Source organism: Vibrio sp. A1-1, from assembly GCF_021728175.1.
Lineage (GTDB): Bacteria > Pseudomonadota > Gammaproteobacteria > Enterobacterales > Vibrionaceae > Vibrio > Vibrio diabolicus.
Map to the genome: position 1 here is coordinate 157580 of NZ_JAKKCL010000006.1, position 18542 is coordinate 176121.

20 protein-coding genes are annotated in these 18542 nt (G+C 45.4%); 10 read left to right on the top strand and 10 right to left on the bottom strand.

The features are described 5' to 3' along the window. Nucleotides 1–125: 125 nt before the first annotated feature. Nucleotides 126–377 (top strand): DUF3081 domain-containing protein, encoded by a 252-nt coding sequence (locus L3V30_RS11295; protein WP_005392042.1) that lies wholly within the window; start codon nucleotides 126–128, stop codon nucleotides 375–377. A 154-nt stretch (nucleotides 378–531) separates the two neighbouring features. Here the strand turns inward: L3V30_RS11295 and L3V30_RS11300 are convergent, their stop codons facing one another. Then, the gene (locus L3V30_RS11300; RefSeq protein WP_005392041.1) at nucleotides 532–885 is read right to left on the bottom strand and encodes a DUF413 domain-containing protein; all 354 of its coding nucleotides are present in this window, start codon (nucleotides 883–885) and stop codon (nucleotides 532–534) included. Nucleotides 886–1033: 148 nt separating this feature from the next. Between L3V30_RS11300 and L3V30_RS11305 the strand changes: the two genes are divergently transcribed. Further along, nucleotides 1034–1927, top strand: coding sequence for a LysR family transcriptional regulator (locus L3V30_RS11305; protein ID WP_046875618.1), 894 nt, complete (start codon nucleotides 1034–1036; stop codon nucleotides 1925–1927). Nucleotides 1928–2008: 81 nt separating this feature from the next. Here the strand turns inward: L3V30_RS11305 and L3V30_RS11310 are convergent, their stop codons facing one another. The 3 genes from L3V30_RS11310 to L3V30_RS11320 all read right to left on the bottom strand — a co-directional run bounded on the left by L3V30_RS11310 (nucleotide 2009) and on the right by L3V30_RS11320 (nucleotide 3687). Then, the gene (locus L3V30_RS11310; protein ID WP_237308942.1) at nucleotides 2009–2704 is read right to left on the bottom strand and encodes a pirin family protein; all 696 of its coding nucleotides are present in this window, start codon (nucleotides 2702–2704) and stop codon (nucleotides 2009–2011) included. A gap of 9 nt (nucleotides 2705–2713) precedes the next feature. Further along, a complete protein-coding gene (locus L3V30_RS11315) occupies nucleotides 2714–3157 on the bottom strand; it encodes a DoxX family protein (RefSeq protein ID WP_005374434.1) in 444 nt (147 codons plus the stop codon). 326 nt (nucleotides 3158–3483) lie between these two features. Next, the gene (locus L3V30_RS11320) at nucleotides 3484–3687 is read right to left on the bottom strand and encodes a hypothetical protein (protein ID WP_017633816.1); all 204 of its coding nucleotides are present in this window, start codon (nucleotides 3685–3687) and stop codon (nucleotides 3484–3486) included. A gap of 194 nt (nucleotides 3688–3881) precedes the next feature. Here L3V30_RS11320 and L3V30_RS11325 point away from each other — a divergent pair, with 194 nt between their 5' ends. The 3 genes from L3V30_RS11325 (at nucleotide 3882) to L3V30_RS11335 (ending at nucleotide 6647) form a co-directional block, all read left to right on the top strand. Further along, a complete protein-coding gene (locus L3V30_RS11325; RefSeq protein WP_237308943.1) occupies nucleotides 3882–5249 on the top strand; it encodes an AlkA N-terminal domain-containing protein in 1368 nt (455 codons plus the stop codon). Next, on the top strand, nucleotides 5246–5728 hold the full coding sequence (locus L3V30_RS11330; protein WP_237308944.1) for a methylated-DNA--[protein]-cysteine S-methyltransferase: 483 nt from the start codon (nucleotides 5246–5248) through the stop codon (nucleotides 5726–5728). The genes L3V30_RS11325 and L3V30_RS11330 overlap by 4 nt, the downstream gene beginning before the upstream one ends. 100 nt (nucleotides 5729–5828) lie before the next feature. Next, nucleotides 5829–6647 carry a hypothetical protein gene (locus tag L3V30_RS11335; RefSeq protein ID WP_237308945.1) on the top strand — a complete coding sequence of 273 codons (819 nt, stop codon included), beginning with the start codon at nucleotides 5829–5831 and terminating at the stop codon, nucleotides 6645–6647. A gap of 79 nt (nucleotides 6648–6726) precedes the next feature. Here the strand turns inward: L3V30_RS11335 and L3V30_RS11340 are convergent, their stop codons facing one another. Further along, on the bottom strand, nucleotides 6727–7335 hold the full coding sequence (locus L3V30_RS11340; RefSeq protein ID WP_006740933.1) for a YitT family protein: 609 nt from the start codon (nucleotides 7333–7335) through the stop codon (nucleotides 6727–6729). Between the two features lie 201 nt (nucleotides 7336–7536). Here L3V30_RS11340 and L3V30_RS11345 point away from each other — a divergent pair, with 201 nt between their 5' ends. Then, the gene (locus L3V30_RS11345; protein ID WP_237308946.1) at nucleotides 7537–7932 is read left to right on the top strand and encodes a GFA family protein; all 396 of its coding nucleotides are present in this window, start codon (nucleotides 7537–7539) and stop codon (nucleotides 7930–7932) included. A 35-nt stretch (nucleotides 7933–7967) separates the two neighbouring features. On the opposite strand, the gene nhaD is transcribed toward L3V30_RS11345, so the two are convergent. Next, nucleotides 7968–9398 (bottom strand): sodium:proton antiporter NhaD, encoded by a 1431-nt coding sequence (nhaD, locus tag L3V30_RS11350; protein WP_237308947.1) that lies wholly within the window; start codon nucleotides 9396–9398, stop codon nucleotides 7968–7970. 420 nt (nucleotides 9399–9818) lie between these two features. Then, on the bottom strand, nucleotides 9819–10844 hold the full coding sequence (locus L3V30_RS11355; protein ID WP_237308948.1) for an acyltransferase family protein: 1026 nt from the start codon (nucleotides 10842–10844) through the stop codon (nucleotides 9819–9821). 252 nt (nucleotides 10845–11096) lie between these two features. Here L3V30_RS11355 and L3V30_RS11360 point away from each other — a divergent pair, with 252 nt between their 5' ends. After that, entirely contained in the window at nucleotides 11097–11687 is a 591-nt protein-coding gene (locus L3V30_RS11360) for a TetR/AcrR family transcriptional regulator (protein WP_176319900.1), read from the top strand. Nucleotides 11688–11817: 130 nt separating this feature from the next. Next, nucleotides 11818–12675, top strand: a complete 858-nt coding sequence (locus L3V30_RS11365; protein ID WP_006740936.1) for an alpha/beta hydrolase — start codon at nucleotides 11818–11820, stop codon at nucleotides 12673–12675. A gap of 174 nt (nucleotides 12676–12849) precedes the next feature. On the opposite strand, the gene L3V30_RS11370 is transcribed toward L3V30_RS11365, so the two are convergent. Beyond that, nucleotides 12850–15396 carry a glycosyl hydrolase family 18 protein gene (locus L3V30_RS11370; protein WP_237308949.1) on the bottom strand — a complete coding sequence of 849 codons (2547 nt, stop codon included), beginning with the start codon at nucleotides 15394–15396 and terminating at the stop codon, nucleotides 12850–12852. A gap of 369 nt (nucleotides 15397–15765) precedes the next feature. Further along, nucleotides 15766–16269, bottom strand: a complete 504-nt coding sequence (locus L3V30_RS11375) for a DUF2850 domain-containing protein (protein ID WP_104972159.1) — start codon at nucleotides 16267–16269, stop codon at nucleotides 15766–15768. A gap of 326 nt (nucleotides 16270–16595) precedes the next feature. On the opposite strand from L3V30_RS11375, the gene L3V30_RS11380 reads away from it, so the two are divergent. Both L3V30_RS11380 and L3V30_RS11385 read left to right on the top strand, forming a co-directional pair. Beyond that, complete coding sequence (locus L3V30_RS11380; protein WP_005392006.1) at nucleotides 16596–16880, top strand: pyrimidine/purine nucleoside phosphorylase; 285 nt, start codon at nucleotides 16596–16598, stop codon at nucleotides 16878–16880. A gap of 131 nt (nucleotides 16881–17011) precedes the next feature. Then, the gene (locus L3V30_RS11385) at nucleotides 17012–17293 is read left to right on the top strand and encodes a hypothetical protein (RefSeq protein WP_041853103.1); all 282 of its coding nucleotides are present in this window, start codon (nucleotides 17012–17014) and stop codon (nucleotides 17291–17293) included. A gap of 3 nt (nucleotides 17294–17296) precedes the next feature. Here L3V30_RS11385 and L3V30_RS11390 read toward each other — a convergent pair whose 3' ends face one another. Next, complete coding sequence (locus L3V30_RS11390; RefSeq protein ID WP_048625526.1) at nucleotides 17297–18445, bottom strand: GGDEF domain-containing protein; 1149 nt, start codon at nucleotides 18443–18445, stop codon at nucleotides 17297–17299. Nucleotides 18446–18542: the final 97 nt, after the last annotated feature.

The window sequence follows — 18542 nt, forward strand, 5'->3', positions numbered from 1 at the left end:
CCTTGTTTTTTAACAACCTACAGAGTGTGAAACCGCACACGAACTTCAAATATTATGGGATGGACATGGCACGACGCTCATTCCTTAACCATAATTGAAATGTGTAAACCAGTGAGGAATTCGGTATGAAAAATGAGTTAGATCCGAGCAAAGTACTACAGGCTTACGAATGTGTGATGAACAACGGTACACCAACCGAATTTGGCAAAATGTATGAAGGTGTAGAAGCGTTTTCCGATTACGACGGGTACAACGTTTTCTTACGAGGGAATGGTGTTGAGCTAAAGGTTGGCTTCCACAATACCTATCAATTGGAGTACGACCAAGAGCACTTGAAAGAGAGCTTTTTGAAAAAGATCGCGATGCTTGCAAAGTAGACTGGCAGCACTAAATACTAAAAAAGCCCTTGGGAGAACGCGCCCTTGGGCTTTAGGAGAAGAAATGAGCTTGTTTTGCTCGCTCAGTCAAACCAAACGAGCTTTCGCCTATTACCTACTGCTAGAAAAAGGCGAGAATTAGTTTATTTGGTTATTAATCGTCTTCGACCAAACTCTCTTCAATGTAATCTTCTGTCGCGTCAGGCTTATTACGACCATTTAGCGTGTGGAAGCGCTTGCGACCACGAGCAAGTTGGGTGTACTTTAGCCACGTACGCTCAAGTTTTGTTTTTGCTTTGCCTGGGTTTTCTAGCACCTTGATGAAGTGTTTCTCTTCGCTATTTTCAGGTGTTAATTCGCCTGACTCTAAGCCAAGCATAGTATCCCCATAAATTGTTAGGATTTCCTCTTCCGAGAGAGTAAAATCGCCAGACTTTGCAAAGCCGCGTGGGAATTTTACGTTGTCGTAAAAACGTTTTTTGCCATGACGGAATTCAGTGTCAGACATGTCAACAGCCTCTGTAACCGTTATTGATGAATGTAGTGAACTACGGCGAAAATTAGGCGTAAAGCTAACAAAAGAAAAACAAAACTTTTTTGTCGTCATGATTTTAATTAGTTGTTAATCTGGTTTTATATTAACCAGGAGATGGTTTATGGATGTAAAAGTCTTTCGAACATTTTTAGAGCTGGCAAGGGTTCGTCACTTCGGACGCGCCGCTGAGAATCTTTATATTACCCAAGCTGCAGTGAGCGCACGTATCAAACAATTGGAAAGTTACTTCGATACGCAATTGTTTATTCGTGATCGAAATAACATAAAGTTGACCTCTGCAGGTGAGCGCTTAATCAGTTATGCAGAGGTGATGGTCACCACATTGCAACAAGCGAAGCTAGAGTTATCGCTTGAAGATGGCAAAGCGCTGCAATTAACGTTAGGCGGTACGCCAAATATTTGGGACGCTTACTTGCAGAACTGTTTAAGTGTCGTCACAGATTCATTTGGTGGTTATGGTTTTATGGCAGAAGTGATGGGGCGGGAAATGCTCAGTCGCAGCTTGCTAGAGCGCACGTTAGATATGGCATTTGCGTTCGACCAAATCAAAGCTGATGAGCTTAACTGCAAAAAAGTGGCTGATGTTGTTCTCGTTCTGGTATCGACTGAGAAAGACTCTTTAGACACCGTTTTTGAAAACAAATACGTGTATGTGGATTGGGGAACGCGCTTCTCATCAGAACATTCTGAACGTCACCCTAAGATCCCGGCTCCGTATCTGCGCACGTCAACAGCGCGTATAGCATTGGACTTTATTTTAGAGAAGGGCGGTGCCGCTTACTTACCCATCTCTCTGGTAGAGCCATTTATCGCCAACGGGCAGCTTCACAAGGTGTCTGGCGTAGAAGATTGGTGTCGCCCTATCTATTTGAGCTATCGTAAAGCTAGCTCGTCGGTAGACGCGATTAAGCAAGTGGAAGAAATTGTCAAAGAGATTGATCCACTGACGGCTTACAGTTTTCAGCAAATTGGTTCCGGTATTTCCGACGAATAGCGTTGAGTGAAAAGTCAGAGAAATTAAAAAGCCGCCTTGGAAGATCCAGGCGGCTTTCTTTTTATCACGATGAATCGATAGTTATGGCAAGTCAAATAGCAGGGCGGTTGTGCTCTCGTTCGATGTATTGCGTAAAACAACCTTACTTTGCTGTTCGATCTTCGCGCCGTCGCCTGCCGTCAAGGTAGTATTGTCGATGCTAAGGCTCCCCGTTACTTGGTGAACGAATAGGCTTCTACCCGATTCTATCTCAAAGTTAAGTTCGCTATTTGGTTCAAGAATTAACTGATGTAATGTGGCATCTTGCTTAATAAGTAGCGTACCGTTTTCTCCTGTTGGAGTCGCGATAGTTGTTAATCCAGGCGTGCGACCAAAATCTTTTTGCTGATAACCTGGTTTGGTTCCAAATGTATTTGGCTGAATCCAAATTTGTAGAAAGCGCAGCGTGTCACGGTTCGACGCATTGTACTCACTGTGGTAAATCCCTTTCCCTGCCGACATGAGTTGGAATTCCCCGGCAGGTAATGTTTTCACGTTACCTTCGCTGTCTTTGTGCGCGATAACTCCTTCCAGCACATAGCTGATGATCTCCATATCACGATGGCCATGTGTATCAAAACCTGCGCCAGGTTGGACTACATCGTCATTGATGACTCTCAGCTCAGAAAAGCCCATATGTTGTGGATCGTAATAGCTACCGAAAGAAAACGTATGTTTGCTATCAAGCCAGCCAAAGTTTGCTCGACCTCGGTCTGCTGCATGTCTTACCGTAATCATGGGGTCTCCTTAAGAGAGCTTTTTGTTCAAGAAGTTATCTAGCGCGGCCTTACCTGCGCCAGAAAACGCCAGTGAAACACTTGCTGCCAGTAAAGCTAAGCCAAACTCGTAACCGTTGTTTGCCATGAACAAACCGTTTTCAAAGTGGACGGAGAATATCGCTACCACCATCGTGAACGCTAAAGCAACGGCTGCCGGGCGAGTTAGCAGGCCAAGCAAGATGAACAAGCCGCCAAAGAACTCTGCGCTGCCCGCAAGTAACGCCATGAGCACGCCAGGACCTAAACCGATAGATGCCATCCACTGACCTGTGCCTTCTAGCCCGTAGCCACCAAACCAGCCAAACAGCTTTTGTGCGCCGTGCGCCATAAAGATAATGCCGATTGGAACGCGAAGTGATAGTGCGCTGTAACCTGCGTTTGATGTGGTAATTTTCTGTAATAGTGCTTTCATGATTCTGTCCTCTGACTCTTTTCAATGAGTGGGAAGCGTGTGCTCCCGTGCTGTTGAGAACAGTTTAGGTGGCGGTGAGAATAAAAATAACGGGAGTATTTTGATAAACTCGTTCTAAAAAATTGAATAACGGTTTTTTGTTATTTTTAATCAGTTGCTTGAGTGTTTTTTATGAGTTTTTTTATGCCAGTTTTGTCGTGTTTTAAATCAGGTTCCATCATTATTTTCGATAAACATTTTTGCTGTTAAACAAAAAAAGAGCACAGGTTGCTGTGCTCTATTGCTTTCGCTATTAACAAGGGAGAAAGGTGTGTTAAAGAAAACCGTCAGAGGTTCATTAAGCTCTCTAGTGACTCCTCTACATTGTTGTAGTGATAGGTTCGAATATTACGTCCATCCGTGGCATTAATTTGAATTTCTGAGATCTCGTTATCTGAGTCTCGTTCGATAATTCCAATTGAATGATCTACGGATTTACTGGTAATAACCTTTTGGTTTCTTAGTACAATTACGCAAGTGTGTAAGTCCATGCCAATTCCCTTTAGCCGACGTTGTTGTGATGTTCTGAATCTAACTTTAGTGTACAAAAGCGCTAATGCCAATAAATCTCAATATTGAGTTCCGAAAATGGCTAATTGTAGGCGCTTAAGCAAGCTACAATAACATTATATTGAACGATGCCTATGAACAATAAATGACAAAAGGCATGAGCAAGGAAAGCACTATGTTTATTCACCCCCATACCTCACTGACTTTCGAGCAGTGTCATAAGGCGCGAGTCGCGCGAGACAGCCGTTTTGATGGGCGATTTTATGTGGCTGTGAAAACAACGGGGATCTTTTGTCGCCCAATTTGTCCGGCTAATTTACCTAAAGAAGAAAATGTAGAGTACTTCACCGATAAAGCGCAAGCTCTCCAAGCGGGGTACCGTCCTTGTTTGCGCTGTCGACCTGATAGCGCGCCGGGTTCTTGGGCATGGAAAGGCGTAGAAACGACCTTTCAACGAGCGATTTCGTTAATTGATCGAGGGGAGTTGCATCACCACTCGGTGTCTGAGCTAGCAGAGCGTGTTGGGATTTCGGATCGTTACTTACGCATGTTGTTTGAGCAGTATCTAGGCATGTCACCCAAGCAGTATGCGCAATATCAACAATTAATGTTCGCCAAACAGTTGCTTCATTCCAGTTCTATGTCGGTCACCGAAGTGGGGTTTGCGTCTGGTTTTAACAGTACACGCCGCTTTAACGATGCTTTCCAAAAGTTTCTCAAATTGACGCCTTCTCAAGTCCGTCGCAAAGAGTTTGACGGTATGGGTAGCAATCGAATTGCCTTGCCTTATCGAGGTGAATTGAATTGGCAGCACATGCTGAACTTCTACCGTTTACGAGCGATTGAGGGGGTTGAGCTGGTGAGTGATGAGAGTTATCAGCGCAACGTTTGTCTGGATACCAGTAAAGCATGGTTTAAAGCGACCAAAGGTGAAGGGTACCTAGAGCTAGCGTTTGAAATTGAAAATGTAACGAAGCTGCAAAACTTGGTGTCTGACATTCGTCGCATGTTCGATCTTGACGCCGATATTTGTACTGTTGAGCAGCATTTGGATTATGTTGCACCGGGGCTTGTGTCGAGTAAAGGTATTCGGATTCCTGGTGTATGGAATGCATGGGAGGCTGGAGTTCGAGCGATTTTAGGCCAACAAGTGTCGGTTAAAGCGGCGATTGGTCAACTTAACTTATTGGTGACCACACTTAGTGGAGAGTCAGAAAAACGCTTTTTCCCGACACCAGATGCGATAGCTAATACCGACGTGAGCTTTTTGCGCATGCCGCAAAGCCGTAAAGAGACGCTAGTGAGCTTCGCCCAGTTCATGCAGGACAACTCAGAAGCCGACCCCCAGAAGTGGCTAGCCTTGAAAGGCATTGGACCTTGGACAGTCAGTTATGCTCAACTGCGAGGGCAATCTCAACCCGATTGCTTTTTAGATAAAGACTTAGTGGTGAAAAAGGCGATGCAGCGTTACCCATCACTGAATACGCACACTGCGGCCCCTTGGGGAAGCTACGCGACGTTTCACTTATGGAATCAATCATGAAAACATTTTATACCGAAATGCCGAGCCTATTAGGAACGGTGACCATCCAATCTAACGCTGAGGGCTTGCTTGGCATTTGGTTTGAAACATGCACCACTAAGCCGAGTGAACTGGGAGCGCGAGACGATCAACACCCAGTTTTGCGCCAAGCTGTTACCCAGTTGAATGAATATTTTTGTGGCCTACGTAATGAATTTGAGCTGCCTTTGGCGGCTACAGGCACGGATTTTCAAAATCAAGTTTGGCAGGCACTAACGACCATTCCATACGGCGAGACGTGGAGCTATCAAGATCTCGCCAACGCGATTGGCAACCCTAAAGCTGTGCGCGCTGTTGGGTTGGCAAACGGAAAAAATCCTATTTCTATCGTGGTGCCTTGTCATCGCGTTATTGGCAAAAGCGGTAAATTGACAGGGTATGCTGGTGGAGTAGAGCGCAAGCAACGTTTACTTGCGTTGGAGCAAGGTACACCGCTTTAAGTGAGGCGATTCTCATATTGTGACTAAGCGTGCTACACAGGGGAAACGATAGTGTAGAGTTTCATATTCGTTATACGAATAGAAAAAGGATAATAAGGACATGCCTTTCAAAACGGATTTTGATGCATTCATGAGTGAGTGTTGGCAGCATCACGAAACACAGCCCGAACAAACTTATGCTCAATTGGAAACGGCTCTGAGTGAGGTGGAAAACGTTAACCACATCGAGCGAATATTCGCATTGATGCTGCACACCGCGATTGGGCACCTCCAGCGTCCAGAACCGTTTCTTGCTTGTTTAGAGCGCTTTGATGAACGCAAGGTTGCCGAGAGTTCGGCATTGCAACGCAATATTGCCGTTGCGCGCTACTTCGTAGATGGCACTGTCAATATGGAATTATTGGAAGAGCAAGACCAACGCCGAGTTTACGCTCTGATTTCGAATGAACTTTCTGTGCTTGCTCAGCTTGAACTGGCGAGCCAATGGCTGGAGAAAGCCGCGCTAGGTATGACACCACAAGATGCTGAAGGGCCGCTAGCGCGCTCTATCGCAATCACAGCAAACAACTTGGCGTGTCAGTATGAAGCGCTGGCTGAGCGCACGGATGTGGAAAAATCGAGGATGCTAGAAGCGGCCAAGCTCGCGTTGGATTACTGGAAAGTGGCGGGTGGTTGGATGCAAGAAGAACGTGCAGAGTATCGCTTAGCGATGAGTTTACTCAAAGCGGGGGAAGCCGGACAAGCCAAGCAGCATGCCGAGCGTTGCGAAGCCATTTGTCAGCAAAATAGTGGTGACGTGTTTGAGCTGTTCCATGCGCATGATTTGCTGATGCAAGTGCACTTCCATCTTAGCCAGAAATATAAAGCTCAAGTGGATGTGGGGATGCAGCAATACTGTACAACGAGTTCGTTGACATGATCTCAACGTTGAATAACAAAGCCCCGAGCGAATGGCTCGGGGCTCATATTTTGTAAGTTCACTCATTACACGAGGTTGATTATGCTATTTGCGCTTTTGCCTGATATCGTCCTGGTTTATGGTTCATCGCCAAAATCAAGTTTGTCGCCACGGCACCTAGGACGGATAGAGCGATAAGGTGCACATCCACAATAAACAGCGACATCACTACGATGGCACAATCGAGCGCCATCTGAACTTTACCAGCTCGAATCCCAAAACGTTCCTGAAGGTACAACGCTAGAATGTTAAAACCGCCTAAACTCATCTTGTGACGGAAAATCACCAACATACCGATTCCAATTAACCCACCACCTAGAAGTGCTGCATAGAAAGGTTCGATTCGTGAAATTTCAATCACATGGTGCAGATGATCGACCGCAAAAGAAACAATCGAGACCGCAATGAAGGTATTAATGGTGAAGCGCCATCCCATGCGCATTACAGACAAAATATAAAAAGGGAGGTTGAGAGCGAAAAATATCTGACCAAAGCTGAAGTCACTCACTTTGGTAAGGAAGATCGCCAAACCAGCCGTACCGCCGGTGAGCAATCCTACTTTGCTGAAAAATATTACCCCAAGCGACACTAACGCACTGCCGAGCGTCAGAGCCAAGAGGTTCTCTCTTAGGCTATGATCTTTATCCATAAAATTTTTTCCTTGGTTTAAAAACCGCGCCGGAGACAACACGTCCATCCAACGCGATAAACAGTTGCCAAAATAGCAACTAACAAATCGGCCAATAAAATGTCGCGAAAAGTGATGAATGTCGAGTTTTTGGACAAGATTGTGCTGATGCTAGCCTGTTTAACATAATGTACACAGGTAGAAAAACAACAAGGAAAAGTTATGATTAAGACAGTCGGCACTACCCAAATCAACGCATTACATCGACTGAGTTGTCACTGCGGAAAAGTTGAGCTGGAACTTGCATTACCTAATGGTATTGAGAAGCCGAGACGATGTGATTGCTCCATGTGTCGACGTCGCGGCGCGATTGTGGCATCTGTGCCTCTGAATGGTATTCGTATCGTGCAAGGCGCAGACGTTTTGAAGCTGTATCAATTTAACACTCGCACAGCGAAGCACTTTTTCTGTGGCGAATGCGGTATTTATACGCACCATCAGCGTCGCTCTGACCCGAGTGAGTACGGCTACAATGTCGGCTGTTTAGAGGGCGTCAACCCATATGAATTGGGAACTATCAAAGTGATGGATGGCGTTAACCACCCATCAGACCGTTAGGCCGCATAGCAAGTGAAGAACATGAGTTGCGGTGCTTAGGTAAATAAACCGCTATTCATCCACAAATGCACTGCAATACTGGCGGCATAACCCAAGGCGATGACGGGAGCCCATTTTAGGTGGCCAAAGAAGGTATATTGACCACGCGCGGCTCCCATTAATGCGACACCTGCCGCAGAGCCAATTGAAAGCAAGCTGCCCCCCACACCCGCAGTCAATGTGACAAGTAACCAGTTCCCCATCGACATGCTTGGTTCCATGGTCAGTACAGCAAACATAACCGGAATGTTATCGACGATGGCAGATAGAACACCAACCATCACGTTGGCCCAGACAGGGTTCCATTGGTTGTACATGACGTTTGAAACCAGTTCGAGATAGCCAAGTAAGCTCAAACCGCCGACACACATCACTACGCCGTAGAAGAACAGCAAGGTATCCCATTCTGCGCGAGATACACGGTGGAACACGTCAAACGGAACGACTGAACCTAAGCGTTTTAATGCGTGATCGTCGCCATTGGCAATTGCCATGGCCGCTTTTTTTGCCAAAGAATGTTTGAGTGTTTGGCGTAAGAAATAACCGAAAAATTGTAGGTAAGCCAAGCCCATCATCATGCCCATAACGGGTGGGAAGTGCAGTAAAGCGTGGAAAGAGACTGCGGTGGCAATCGTCAGAATGAATAGTGCGACAATACGTCTCGCGCCGCGTTTCAGTTCTACGTGTTGGTGAATCGTATTCGGTTTGGTGTTTGGAACAAAGAGTGACATCAAAAACGCAGGAACCAAATAGTTCACCAGTGACGGGACGAATAACGGGATGAATTCAGCAAAGCTGACATGCCCGGCTTGCCACACCATCAGGGTCGTAATGTCACCAAATGGGCTGAATGCGCCGCCAGCGTTGGCAGCGATAACAATGTTGATACAGGCAAGATTCACGAATCTAGGATTATCACCAGAGACTTTCATCACCACAGCGCACATCAAGAGGGCTGTGGTTAAGTTATCGGCAATCGGTGAAATAATAAAGGCGAGAAACCCCGTCAGCCAAAACAGCTTTTTGAAGCCAAAGCCTTTGCCGACCATCCACGCCTGTAAGGCATCGAAGAGTTTGCGCTCTTCCATAGCATTGATGTAAGTCATCGCTACTAACAAAAACAGCAGCAGTTCCGCGTATTCCAACAAGTTGTGCTCTAGTGCGGATTTGGCGATTTCTGGCTGATTGTGTTGAGCAAAGGTGTAGCCAATTAGAATCCAAATTAACCCTGCAGCGAGCAGCACAGGCTTGGATTTTCTCATTTTCAGATACTCTTCCAACATAACCAGTATGTAAGCAATCGAAAAGATAATGAGAGCCGCGTAACCGACACCAGAATTAACAAGGTTCAGTTCATTGGTGGGGGCAGCAAAGGTGGTGCTAGAGAACAACAAACAGCAGAAAGCTACAATTGGATAGATTGGCATAGACATTTCTCCTTTGTCTGGTTGGAGAAATATTAGCCACAAATTAATGAGTTAGTTGTGAGAGAGCTCGAATTAACAGTAGGAGTTAGGAAATGATAGTGTGCGCCACTATTTTCTGAGTGACGCAATGCTTGCTGCGCCAAATAAAACCACAGCGGCATACAAACCGTAAGTTAACCAATGGCTAATCTCTAAAAAAGGAACGAGTCCTTGACCTGCCCACATACAGCCTCCGTTTAATGAGCAATGTTGTAATAGTCGAGCCAATTTAAAGGAAATGAACAATGTTTTTTGTGAGTGACGGCAAATTATGAAGGATTAGAAAGTCAAAAATTGGTCAGTGAGAGAGAAATCTCATTTTTAACTGGCTAGCTCTAACCCTTTTGAGCTAGAGCTAGCTATATCGAGCGCTGAATGGATTTAGCGCAGCAGCCATTTTCTCAACGGCGAAGCCTCAATTGCTTTCACAAGTATTATGGTTGCGACAATCGTTGCAGGATAAATAAATGCGTCTTTCGCGAGGTGTTGCAACCCGATAAATCCAGCGACATTCATCATAATAATTATCACAAGCAGATGGCTAACATAAATGCCTAACACGCTAGGAGATAGTTTGAATACCCAAGGCATATCGCCAAAATGTGGGTGGACTAACAGCCACATGAAGACACCCAGGGCCCAGATAACAGTACCAAACAGGAAGTCGTGAGAATTAAAAGCGACCTCGTGTTGCATTAGCCAATAAGCTTCACCAAAATGCAGCGCCATACCAAGAAGAATGCATCGAATCGTATTGTTTCGCGACCATCGCCACTGTTCTTCTCGTGCTAGATAACCCAGTGTTACCAGCAAAGTACTGAAAAACGGCCCATTACGAGTAAAGAAAGGCGCTGGCAGATCGGTAATGGTCGAATAACTGCCAGCAAACACGCCGTATATGTATAGCAATACGGCGGTTGGCAGTACCAATTGAGCCATATTGATATGCACGAGGAAGGCAATTAAGGCAACGGCAATAACCAGAGCTGGAATAAACCACAGGTGAACGAGCCCGCCTTCGACGAGTGAATTGAGCGGGGTCGACATTAAGTAGCCCCAGTAGCCCTGCCTTTCGGCGAGATACCCCGCCTCAGCGACAGTTTGCCACTGGAATGGCATCAATAAACTGATCACGCTCCAAATGAGCCAAACCTTCATCAGTGGTTTGGCGTAGTTTTTTAGTGTTTCGATAGGTGCGCGGCTTAGCTTGGGCTGGATAAGATAACCAGAAATGAGAAAAAACAGTGGCACAGCAAAACGAGCCAATTGGTTGAGTATATAGCCAACCCACGGTATTCCATCCCATTGCCAGTATGTCAGGGACATCTGGCAGTGCAATCCTATAATTGCAAACATCGCAATAATACGCGCAAACTCTAAGCTGGCTATTTTTTGTTTCTTTGCCATTACATTACTTACCTAAATAAAAAAAACTTAGGTGAAAGTAGCAGGTTGTGGCTGAATTAATGCGTGAAAAAGTCAACAGACTCGCGCTTACACTGAAGCTGTGTTTAAATTTAAGACTTACTTCAAACTTCTTAATTATTAACCCATTAACCAACTCAATACGTGATTAGCGAGTCGAAAATGACACTAATGTATGGTTAGACCAGTTAACTCTAGATTGCAAAAAAGAACGATCGTGCTAAAAATAAGATTATGCAAAAAGGAAAAGTGACAAAAGAGTTTATTCTGCAACGGGCTTTTGAGATCGCCAGCGAAGACGGATTAGAAAGTCTTACGATTGGTGAGTTAGCCAAGCAATGCGGTATGTCGAAAAGTGGTCTGTTTGCCCACTTCAATTCGAAGTTGAATTTACAACTATCGGTATTGGAGCACGCCAATAAAGTGTTCGCTGCTCGGGTTATTGAGCCTGTTCGTGAAGCAGGGGATGGCAATATCGAACGTAAAATTCGAGGGTTGCTCGACTCTTGGATGACTTGGAACCACGCATTTCAAGGAAGTTGTATGTTTCTAGACGCTTGGAATGACACGGCAGATAAAGATTGCCCACTTCAGGCCGGACTGCGTAAATCCATAGACACTTGGCTGAGCTATTTGGAGATCCAAATAGCGAAAGGCAAAGAGAAGCAAGAATTTGCAGCAGACTTAGATACACGCCAAGCAACGTTTGATTTATACGGCCTTTATTTGAGTGCGCATGTTTTTTACTCAATTAAAGGTGAGGAAGAAAGCTTGCGCCTGTTTTGGCAAGGGATCGACAACTTATTTTCTCGCTGGAAAGGCTGATACCAGTTATTCGCTTTCCAGATTTGTAGACATAAAATCATAAAGAGCGGCTGAGTTCGCTCTTTCTTATCAGTATAAAAAGCACGACCGTTCTATTTTTTGTGCGAAGCTGATAGTTAAGGACATAATCATGAGTGAAAAAATTTACTTTAATACATCGCAACGTTTCAGTATTAAGCGCAGTTTGGTGAACATCAGTACGCGTTTACACCATACGCTGGCCCCTTCCCATGCAAAGAATACCGCGCGTAAGTTGCTCCTGACACCTGCTCGCACAGCACCTAAAAACACCGAACCTCAAGGACTTGCCAAGGGTGAAATTAAAGGGCATGCAGGCATTATCAAAACCTACACTTTGGGCTCTGGACCTATTTGGGTGTTAACTCATGGTTGGTCTGGCACCGCAAGTCAGTTTTATCCGTTGATGGAACATATTGCGTCGAAAGGTTTCACCGCTTTGGCATACGATCATCCTGCACATGGTGAGAGTGAAGGGCAGTATGGGCACATTCCGGGTTTTGTCAAAGGGTTAGAAGATGTGTTAGATACGGTAGACGATATTGTTGGTCTAGTTGGGCACAGCATGGGCACCGCTTCTGCTCTTGAGTGCAGACATAGCAAATTAGAAAACAAGCCTTTACTGCTTATTGCACCGGTATTGAATTACGTAGAGAACCTATTCGGTAGCATTGCGCGTTCAGGTTATTCGATGAAGCTTTTTAATGCTGTGGTTTCAGAAGTTGAAGATCAATTTGGTTACCCATTACAGTCAATTGATCCGCTGAAGCGTTTGGCAGAGCGCTCGTCTCCAGCCATCATTGTTCACGATGAGCAGGATAAGTTCACTAAGTACAGTATCTCTGCACAAGCCGCTGAAGAGATTGAAAATGTTGAGTTAGTGACAACGCAAGGTCAAGGCCATGGCCGAGTGATGAAGTGTGGACAAGTCTTCAGTAGTTTTGACCGTTTACTCGATCGTGCTTGGTAATCTTCATGCTTGCTAATTGGCTCGGTCCGTTTTGGGCTAATTCGATTTGAAATCAATACCTAGGATTGTTTTTCGTCTATGGTATCGCTTTTCTCGTTATGAGATAAAAACAAAAAAGGACAGCCGAAGCTGTCCTTTGATCGTTAACTTTACAGAAAATCTGCAAGGTCGGGCTTAGTTACAGTTAGCTACGCCAACTTCTTTCCAAACGCCCCATTCGCCAGATTGGCTAGGATCGTCACCCTGAGTCCACCATTTCGCTTCCCAAGTTTTACCTGCATGAGTGACTTGGTTGCCGCCTGTGTACACTGCGCTTGCATCCCATGCGTTGTCACAGGTACCAGGGTTTGGATCGGTTGTATGCTGTGCAACAACAACAGTTGCGCTTGCCGTTGAAGACGCTTTGCCATCGCTCACACTTACGGTAAAGCTTAGGCTAGTGTCTTGCGGGTATTCAGCAGCAGTGAAAGTTACTTTAGAACCTTCAACCGTTGCGTTCAAACCTTGAGGCAGCGTCCAGTTGAAAGTAAGAGTATCGTTGTCTGCATCGCTAGAGGCTGACGCATCTACAACCACAACGTCACCAGCGTTTGCTGTTGCTGGAGCAACAACTTGCGCTACTGGCGCATTGTTCGCTGGGTCAACCACACCTGCTGGCTTCACAGTTACTACAACAAGGTCAGATGCCGTTGCACCTTCGTTGTCAGTCACTGTCAGCTTGAAAGTTAATTGCTCCTCAACAGTAACCTCTGCTGCATCAAAGCTTGCTTTCTCTGTGTCTGCGCCTGCTAGTACCACTGCTGTACCAGATACTTGTTCCCACGCGTAACTCGCGATAGTACCGTCAGAGTCTTTCGATAGGCTACCATCTAGAACCACACTTGCTGGGCCAGTTACAGATTGATCTGCGCCAGCAGCTGCGGTTGGTTTACGGTTTGGTTGAGGAACTACACCGCCAGCCATACCTTCGTGCATTGCGTTGAGAATGTCGCCGTTATCCGCGTCGATTTCCCAAGAGAATAGACCCGCTAGACCTAGAGACTTAGCGTAGCTACCTTTTGCTAGCACTGAGCGATGGTCATCAAATGTGATCAACTCACCCGTTGTGCGGTTCCACACCCATGGTGCTTCTGCTTGGGCATCGTAGCCGTACTCGAAGCCGTTGATGCCAGTGTTGTTGGCACCTAGCATAAATGACTTAATGCCTTTGTAGTCGATTACGCCATCTTCCCAAACACCTTGCGCTGTGCTGCCCTTCAGTTTACCTGTTGCAGTACCTGTCATTGGGTCATTTGGATCGGTTAGCGTATCTGGAGTTACGCCTTCCCAGCCACGACCGTACATTGCTGTACCAAGTACTAGCTTGTTCGCAGGAACGCCTTGAGCAAGAAGAAGCTGGATGCCGTTATCTGCTGTGTAAGCAGGACCTTTGTACGGTTCGCCGTTCTCATCAACGCCACTACCGTCACACTGACCAGGGCGCATGAATGAACCACAGTAAAGCGCAGTTTGGTGACCAGGAACGTTGTTCCAACCGCCATAGAAGTCGTAAGTCATCGCGAAGATGTAGTCCATGTATTGAACCGCATCTGCATAGTCTACGTCTTCAATCTTGTCGTAACCGACACCGATAGCTGACGTTAGCTCGTAAGTACGGCCTGTCTCAGCTTCTAATTCATCAAGCATTACGCGCAATTCACGCATCAGTGCGATGTAAGCAGGGCCATCGTTTACAGGGTCGCCCTTATCCGCGGCTGCACCGCCGCCACCTGGGAATTCCCAGTCGATATCAACACCGTCATAGAATTTCCAAGTTTTCAGGAACTTCTTAACCGATGCGACGAATGTGTCTCGGTTTTTCTTGTCCACGAAATCGAAGAATGGGTCAGACAGCGTCCAGCCACCGATAGATGGGATGATTTTTAGATCAGGGTTACGTTGTTTCAATGCCATTAGCATTGCGTAGTTACCCTTGATAGGTGTGCTGTATTCATGACCAGCTTGTGGGAAGCTCTTCTGATAAGCGGCCCAAGGGTCGTGGATCACGACTTCGTAGTCAGGCACGCCTGTACAAGCGGTTTGTAGTGCATTGAAACTGTTGCCGCCAACAGACTTCACAGACTCATTTGGGCCACAAATTGGGATAAAACCGTAAAGGATGTGAGTCAAGTTGTCGACTGGCATGTTATCGACCGTGTAGTCACGACCATAGATGCCCCACTCAACAAAATACGTACCCATCACGACGCTTGGATCGGTATTGTACGTTTTGTTGTTTGGATCAACGTTCATCGTCAGTGGCTTCAAGTGAGAACCATCGGTATCTGCAATCGTGATTTCAGCTGGTGCGCTTTTCGCACAACCTGTCGCATCACATGCCTCGATTTCCATTTGGTATAGGCCGCCCTGACCATATTCAAATGTCGCTGTTGTTTGGCTACCAGTGATTGGGCCGGTTGCTACTTTTGCACCATCAAAATAGACGTTGTAAGTATTACCTGGCGTGCCACTCCACTGGTTAAACTTAACAGTGATCTTCGCTTGCTCATGGTATTTCACCATGTCGTAGTAGCCTGACGTGGTTTCCATCGCGAGTTCAATTTTAGAAAACTGAAGGTTGTTGGAACCGTACATATCGATACTTGGTGCGGTTGGAGCCGCAACTGCAGCACCTGATAGTGCTAAAGCAACGCCAGCTGCACATAGGTTAAATCGAATCATAACTTCTCTCTCAATCCTTGGATTCATGTTCTACCTAGAACATAGGCTGCTCTTGCACCAGATAAGATGATTGGATTTACTCCATGTGCAAAAGCATCACACTCAGCATTTCAGAGAGTTTTTTTTCGTCAAAAAAAATTAAGACGGTTTTCGAGGCACTTGAGAGAACTTAACTAAAACTCGCACTCTGTTACACAGAAAGTGTCAGACTGAGTCAATAATTTATAAAATCTCAGCAGAAACTAAAATTATTGTTTACTCAGTAGCGAGTGTGATAAATGCGATGAACACCTTATTTCATTGTTTATTAAGGTTTTGTTTCATCGAAGTAGAAAGAGAATTGAAAGGAGAAATAGCCGTGAAGACGTACTAGTCACGGCTGAAATGTTCACTTAATGCAGCGCGACGTTTTGAAGCCGCTCCGGTTTCTGAGCCTTGAACGGTATGCTCAAATCCCTTACGGATGAATCGTTGGTCTGGAATAAGAGGCTCAATACGGCGAATCTGAGGTGAAAGGTGAGAGCCCGAGATCTGGTACGCGGTTTTTCCTAATCCGGTGTTCAACGTGATGACCTTTCCATCGAATTCAAATTCTGTCGTGATGAGTCGATGGTTTCGATATACCCCATCCTCCGTGAAAGTCAGACGTTCTGTTTGGTAGGGTGGCGCGCCGATCTCAATCCACTCGCCGTAGACTTTTTCTGGGTCAATATGGTCTTGATAGGATAGGTGGATTTGATAGCTGAAAAACGTCAAAAGACCCACCCCAAAAACGGCAAATGTGCTTTTGAGGACTTTGGATTGGTGGCGAGCCCAAAATGAAAGTTTTGGTTCCTGTCTTGTTTTCCGCCTTCGGCGAGCTGAGTCCGTCATTGGTCTACTTTTCTTCCCTTTTTTAATATGGTGGAAACCTTCCTTCTCAAAAACAAACAATCCCGCCATTAAGACTAAGAAATTATGATCTAATGTCCACTTTTACATTCGGATACACTCTTATTGATGGTTTTATTGTTTGCTAGCGTTAACTAATTCACCGACTTTATCTCACTAATTACGTCGTCTGGTTAAGCCTAGAAAAAGGTGGCCTCGCTCAGTAGCAAAGGATGTGCTTTATAACGTTGAGCTTAATGGCTTTCAGAGCTTGAGTAACAGGAAGAAACAAGGTAAAAAAGAGCGGACTTTTGATAAGGAAACCAATAATGAGTATTAAGGAAAATAGCTATTTTGCAGGTAGTGTAAAATCACTAGGCTTTAACCAGAATGATCAGGACGTTAGCGTTGGTGTAATGCTTCCTGGTGAATACACGTTCGGCACTCAAGCGCCTGAGCGTATGACGGTTGTAAAAGGTGCACTTGTGGTCAAGCGTGTCGGCGAGAGTGATTGGACGACTTACCAAAGTGGTGAGTTTTTTGAAGTGGAAGGGAACTCCTCATTTGAGCTTCAAGTGAAAGACGCGACTGCGTATTTATGTGAGTACTTCTAAAGCGTCCTTTTTGCCTGTAACAAAGCCACCTTCGGGTGGTTTTTTCGTCTATGTCCTTCACTTATAACGCATCTTTTGGTTATTTGGGTATATACTTAATAAAAATGTACCCATCGGCCAGGGAGGAAGTGATGGCAGTACAACGCAAGCATTCTGATCTCCCTCCTCGTTACGAGGACAAAGATCTCACCAATGAGCAAAGACATCGTTTTACCGAGGTCGCCAATGCAGCCCATAAGAGACGTGAATTCTATCGACGTGCTCTAGGAAAAGGCTTAATGGGCAAAGTGAAGGACCGTGCGTTTAAAGGCCAATTCGGTCGCCAGCAAGATAAGCCGAGCAGAGTGCTGCAAGCTGTGTGGCTAATCGTATTTCTGGTGCTGGGGCTATGGGTGATGCATGTATTCGCTTAACCGTTAGCAAGCTTCTGACACAGCCGGCGTTTCAGAGGCTGACTTCTCTTCGGTATTGCAGTGTTCGTAATACGCGTATTGGTTTTTCCCTGTGTGTTTAGCCGCATACATTGCTTTATCTGCGCACCGAGTCAATTCAGATAAATCCTTCGCATCTTGTTTGTAGATAGCAGCGCCCACACTCATTGTTAACTCGTTAATCATATCGTAGCTTCGGTAGCCTTTTGGGAATAGATTCACAATACGCTTCAAAATGCTGTCGAGGTCATCTTTACTGTTTATGTCGTACAGCATGAGCACAAACTCGTCGCCCGCAAATCGAGCGATGGAGTAGTCGTGTTTGTCGGTTTTTCTGTCTTTATGGCGAACATTGTTTTTTAATCGAGTTGCAAAGGCTTGAAGCACTTGGTCACCAATATCGTGTCCGTAGGTGTCGTTAATATGTTTGAAGTTATCAATATCTAGGAAGACCAGAGCAGTGATGCTGTCATCAGATGAATGGTTGATCTCATCGAGCTTTGCTCGCGCCCAAGTTTCAAAGCTCCAGCGGTTGGCAAGCCCTGTGAGTTGGTCAAAATACGCCAACTCTTCAATCCCTTCACGATAAAGTGTTTGAATGTAGTTGAGGACTTTTGTGTAGTAATACGAGAATGTGTGACACACAAATGCAGTTGCTATCAGGGTCAGCATAAATCGTCGTTCTATGATGTCACTGGCTGTTGGTAGCCGATCTAAAAAAACGACGCCAAAAAAGATCAGTAAGATATAGGTGCCACTAAACAGCAGACCGACTTTAAACTCATTGATCAGCACCAGAGTGGCGACAATAGGGTATAGCCATAGTAGTTTGCCTGAGGGGGCATCGTTATACAGAAGTAGCAATAACCCTTCGAACATCAAGACTGCACTCAGCCATAGGTCGGCATATTGATGATGTCGTTGGACCTTTATTACATAACTGATACCTAAACAGGCTAAGGCACACAGAGCATGGAAAAAGCTTAATCCCCAATTATCCTCAAACAATTGAGCAATGGAGCCATAAGTTAAACATGCCGCGGCGATACTGGAGCATAAAAAGACAATTTTCTTTTTTCTTGTTGAGCGGATATCCGCCATTTCCTCTAAGCGTGCTCCAGCCAATGTCGACATTACGTATCCTTGCTTAATTAACGTGTACGCTTATTCTAGGCGGTATTTTAGCGATAAATAGAACAACAAAGTTTCCAAATGTGATGTCAGTCATTTT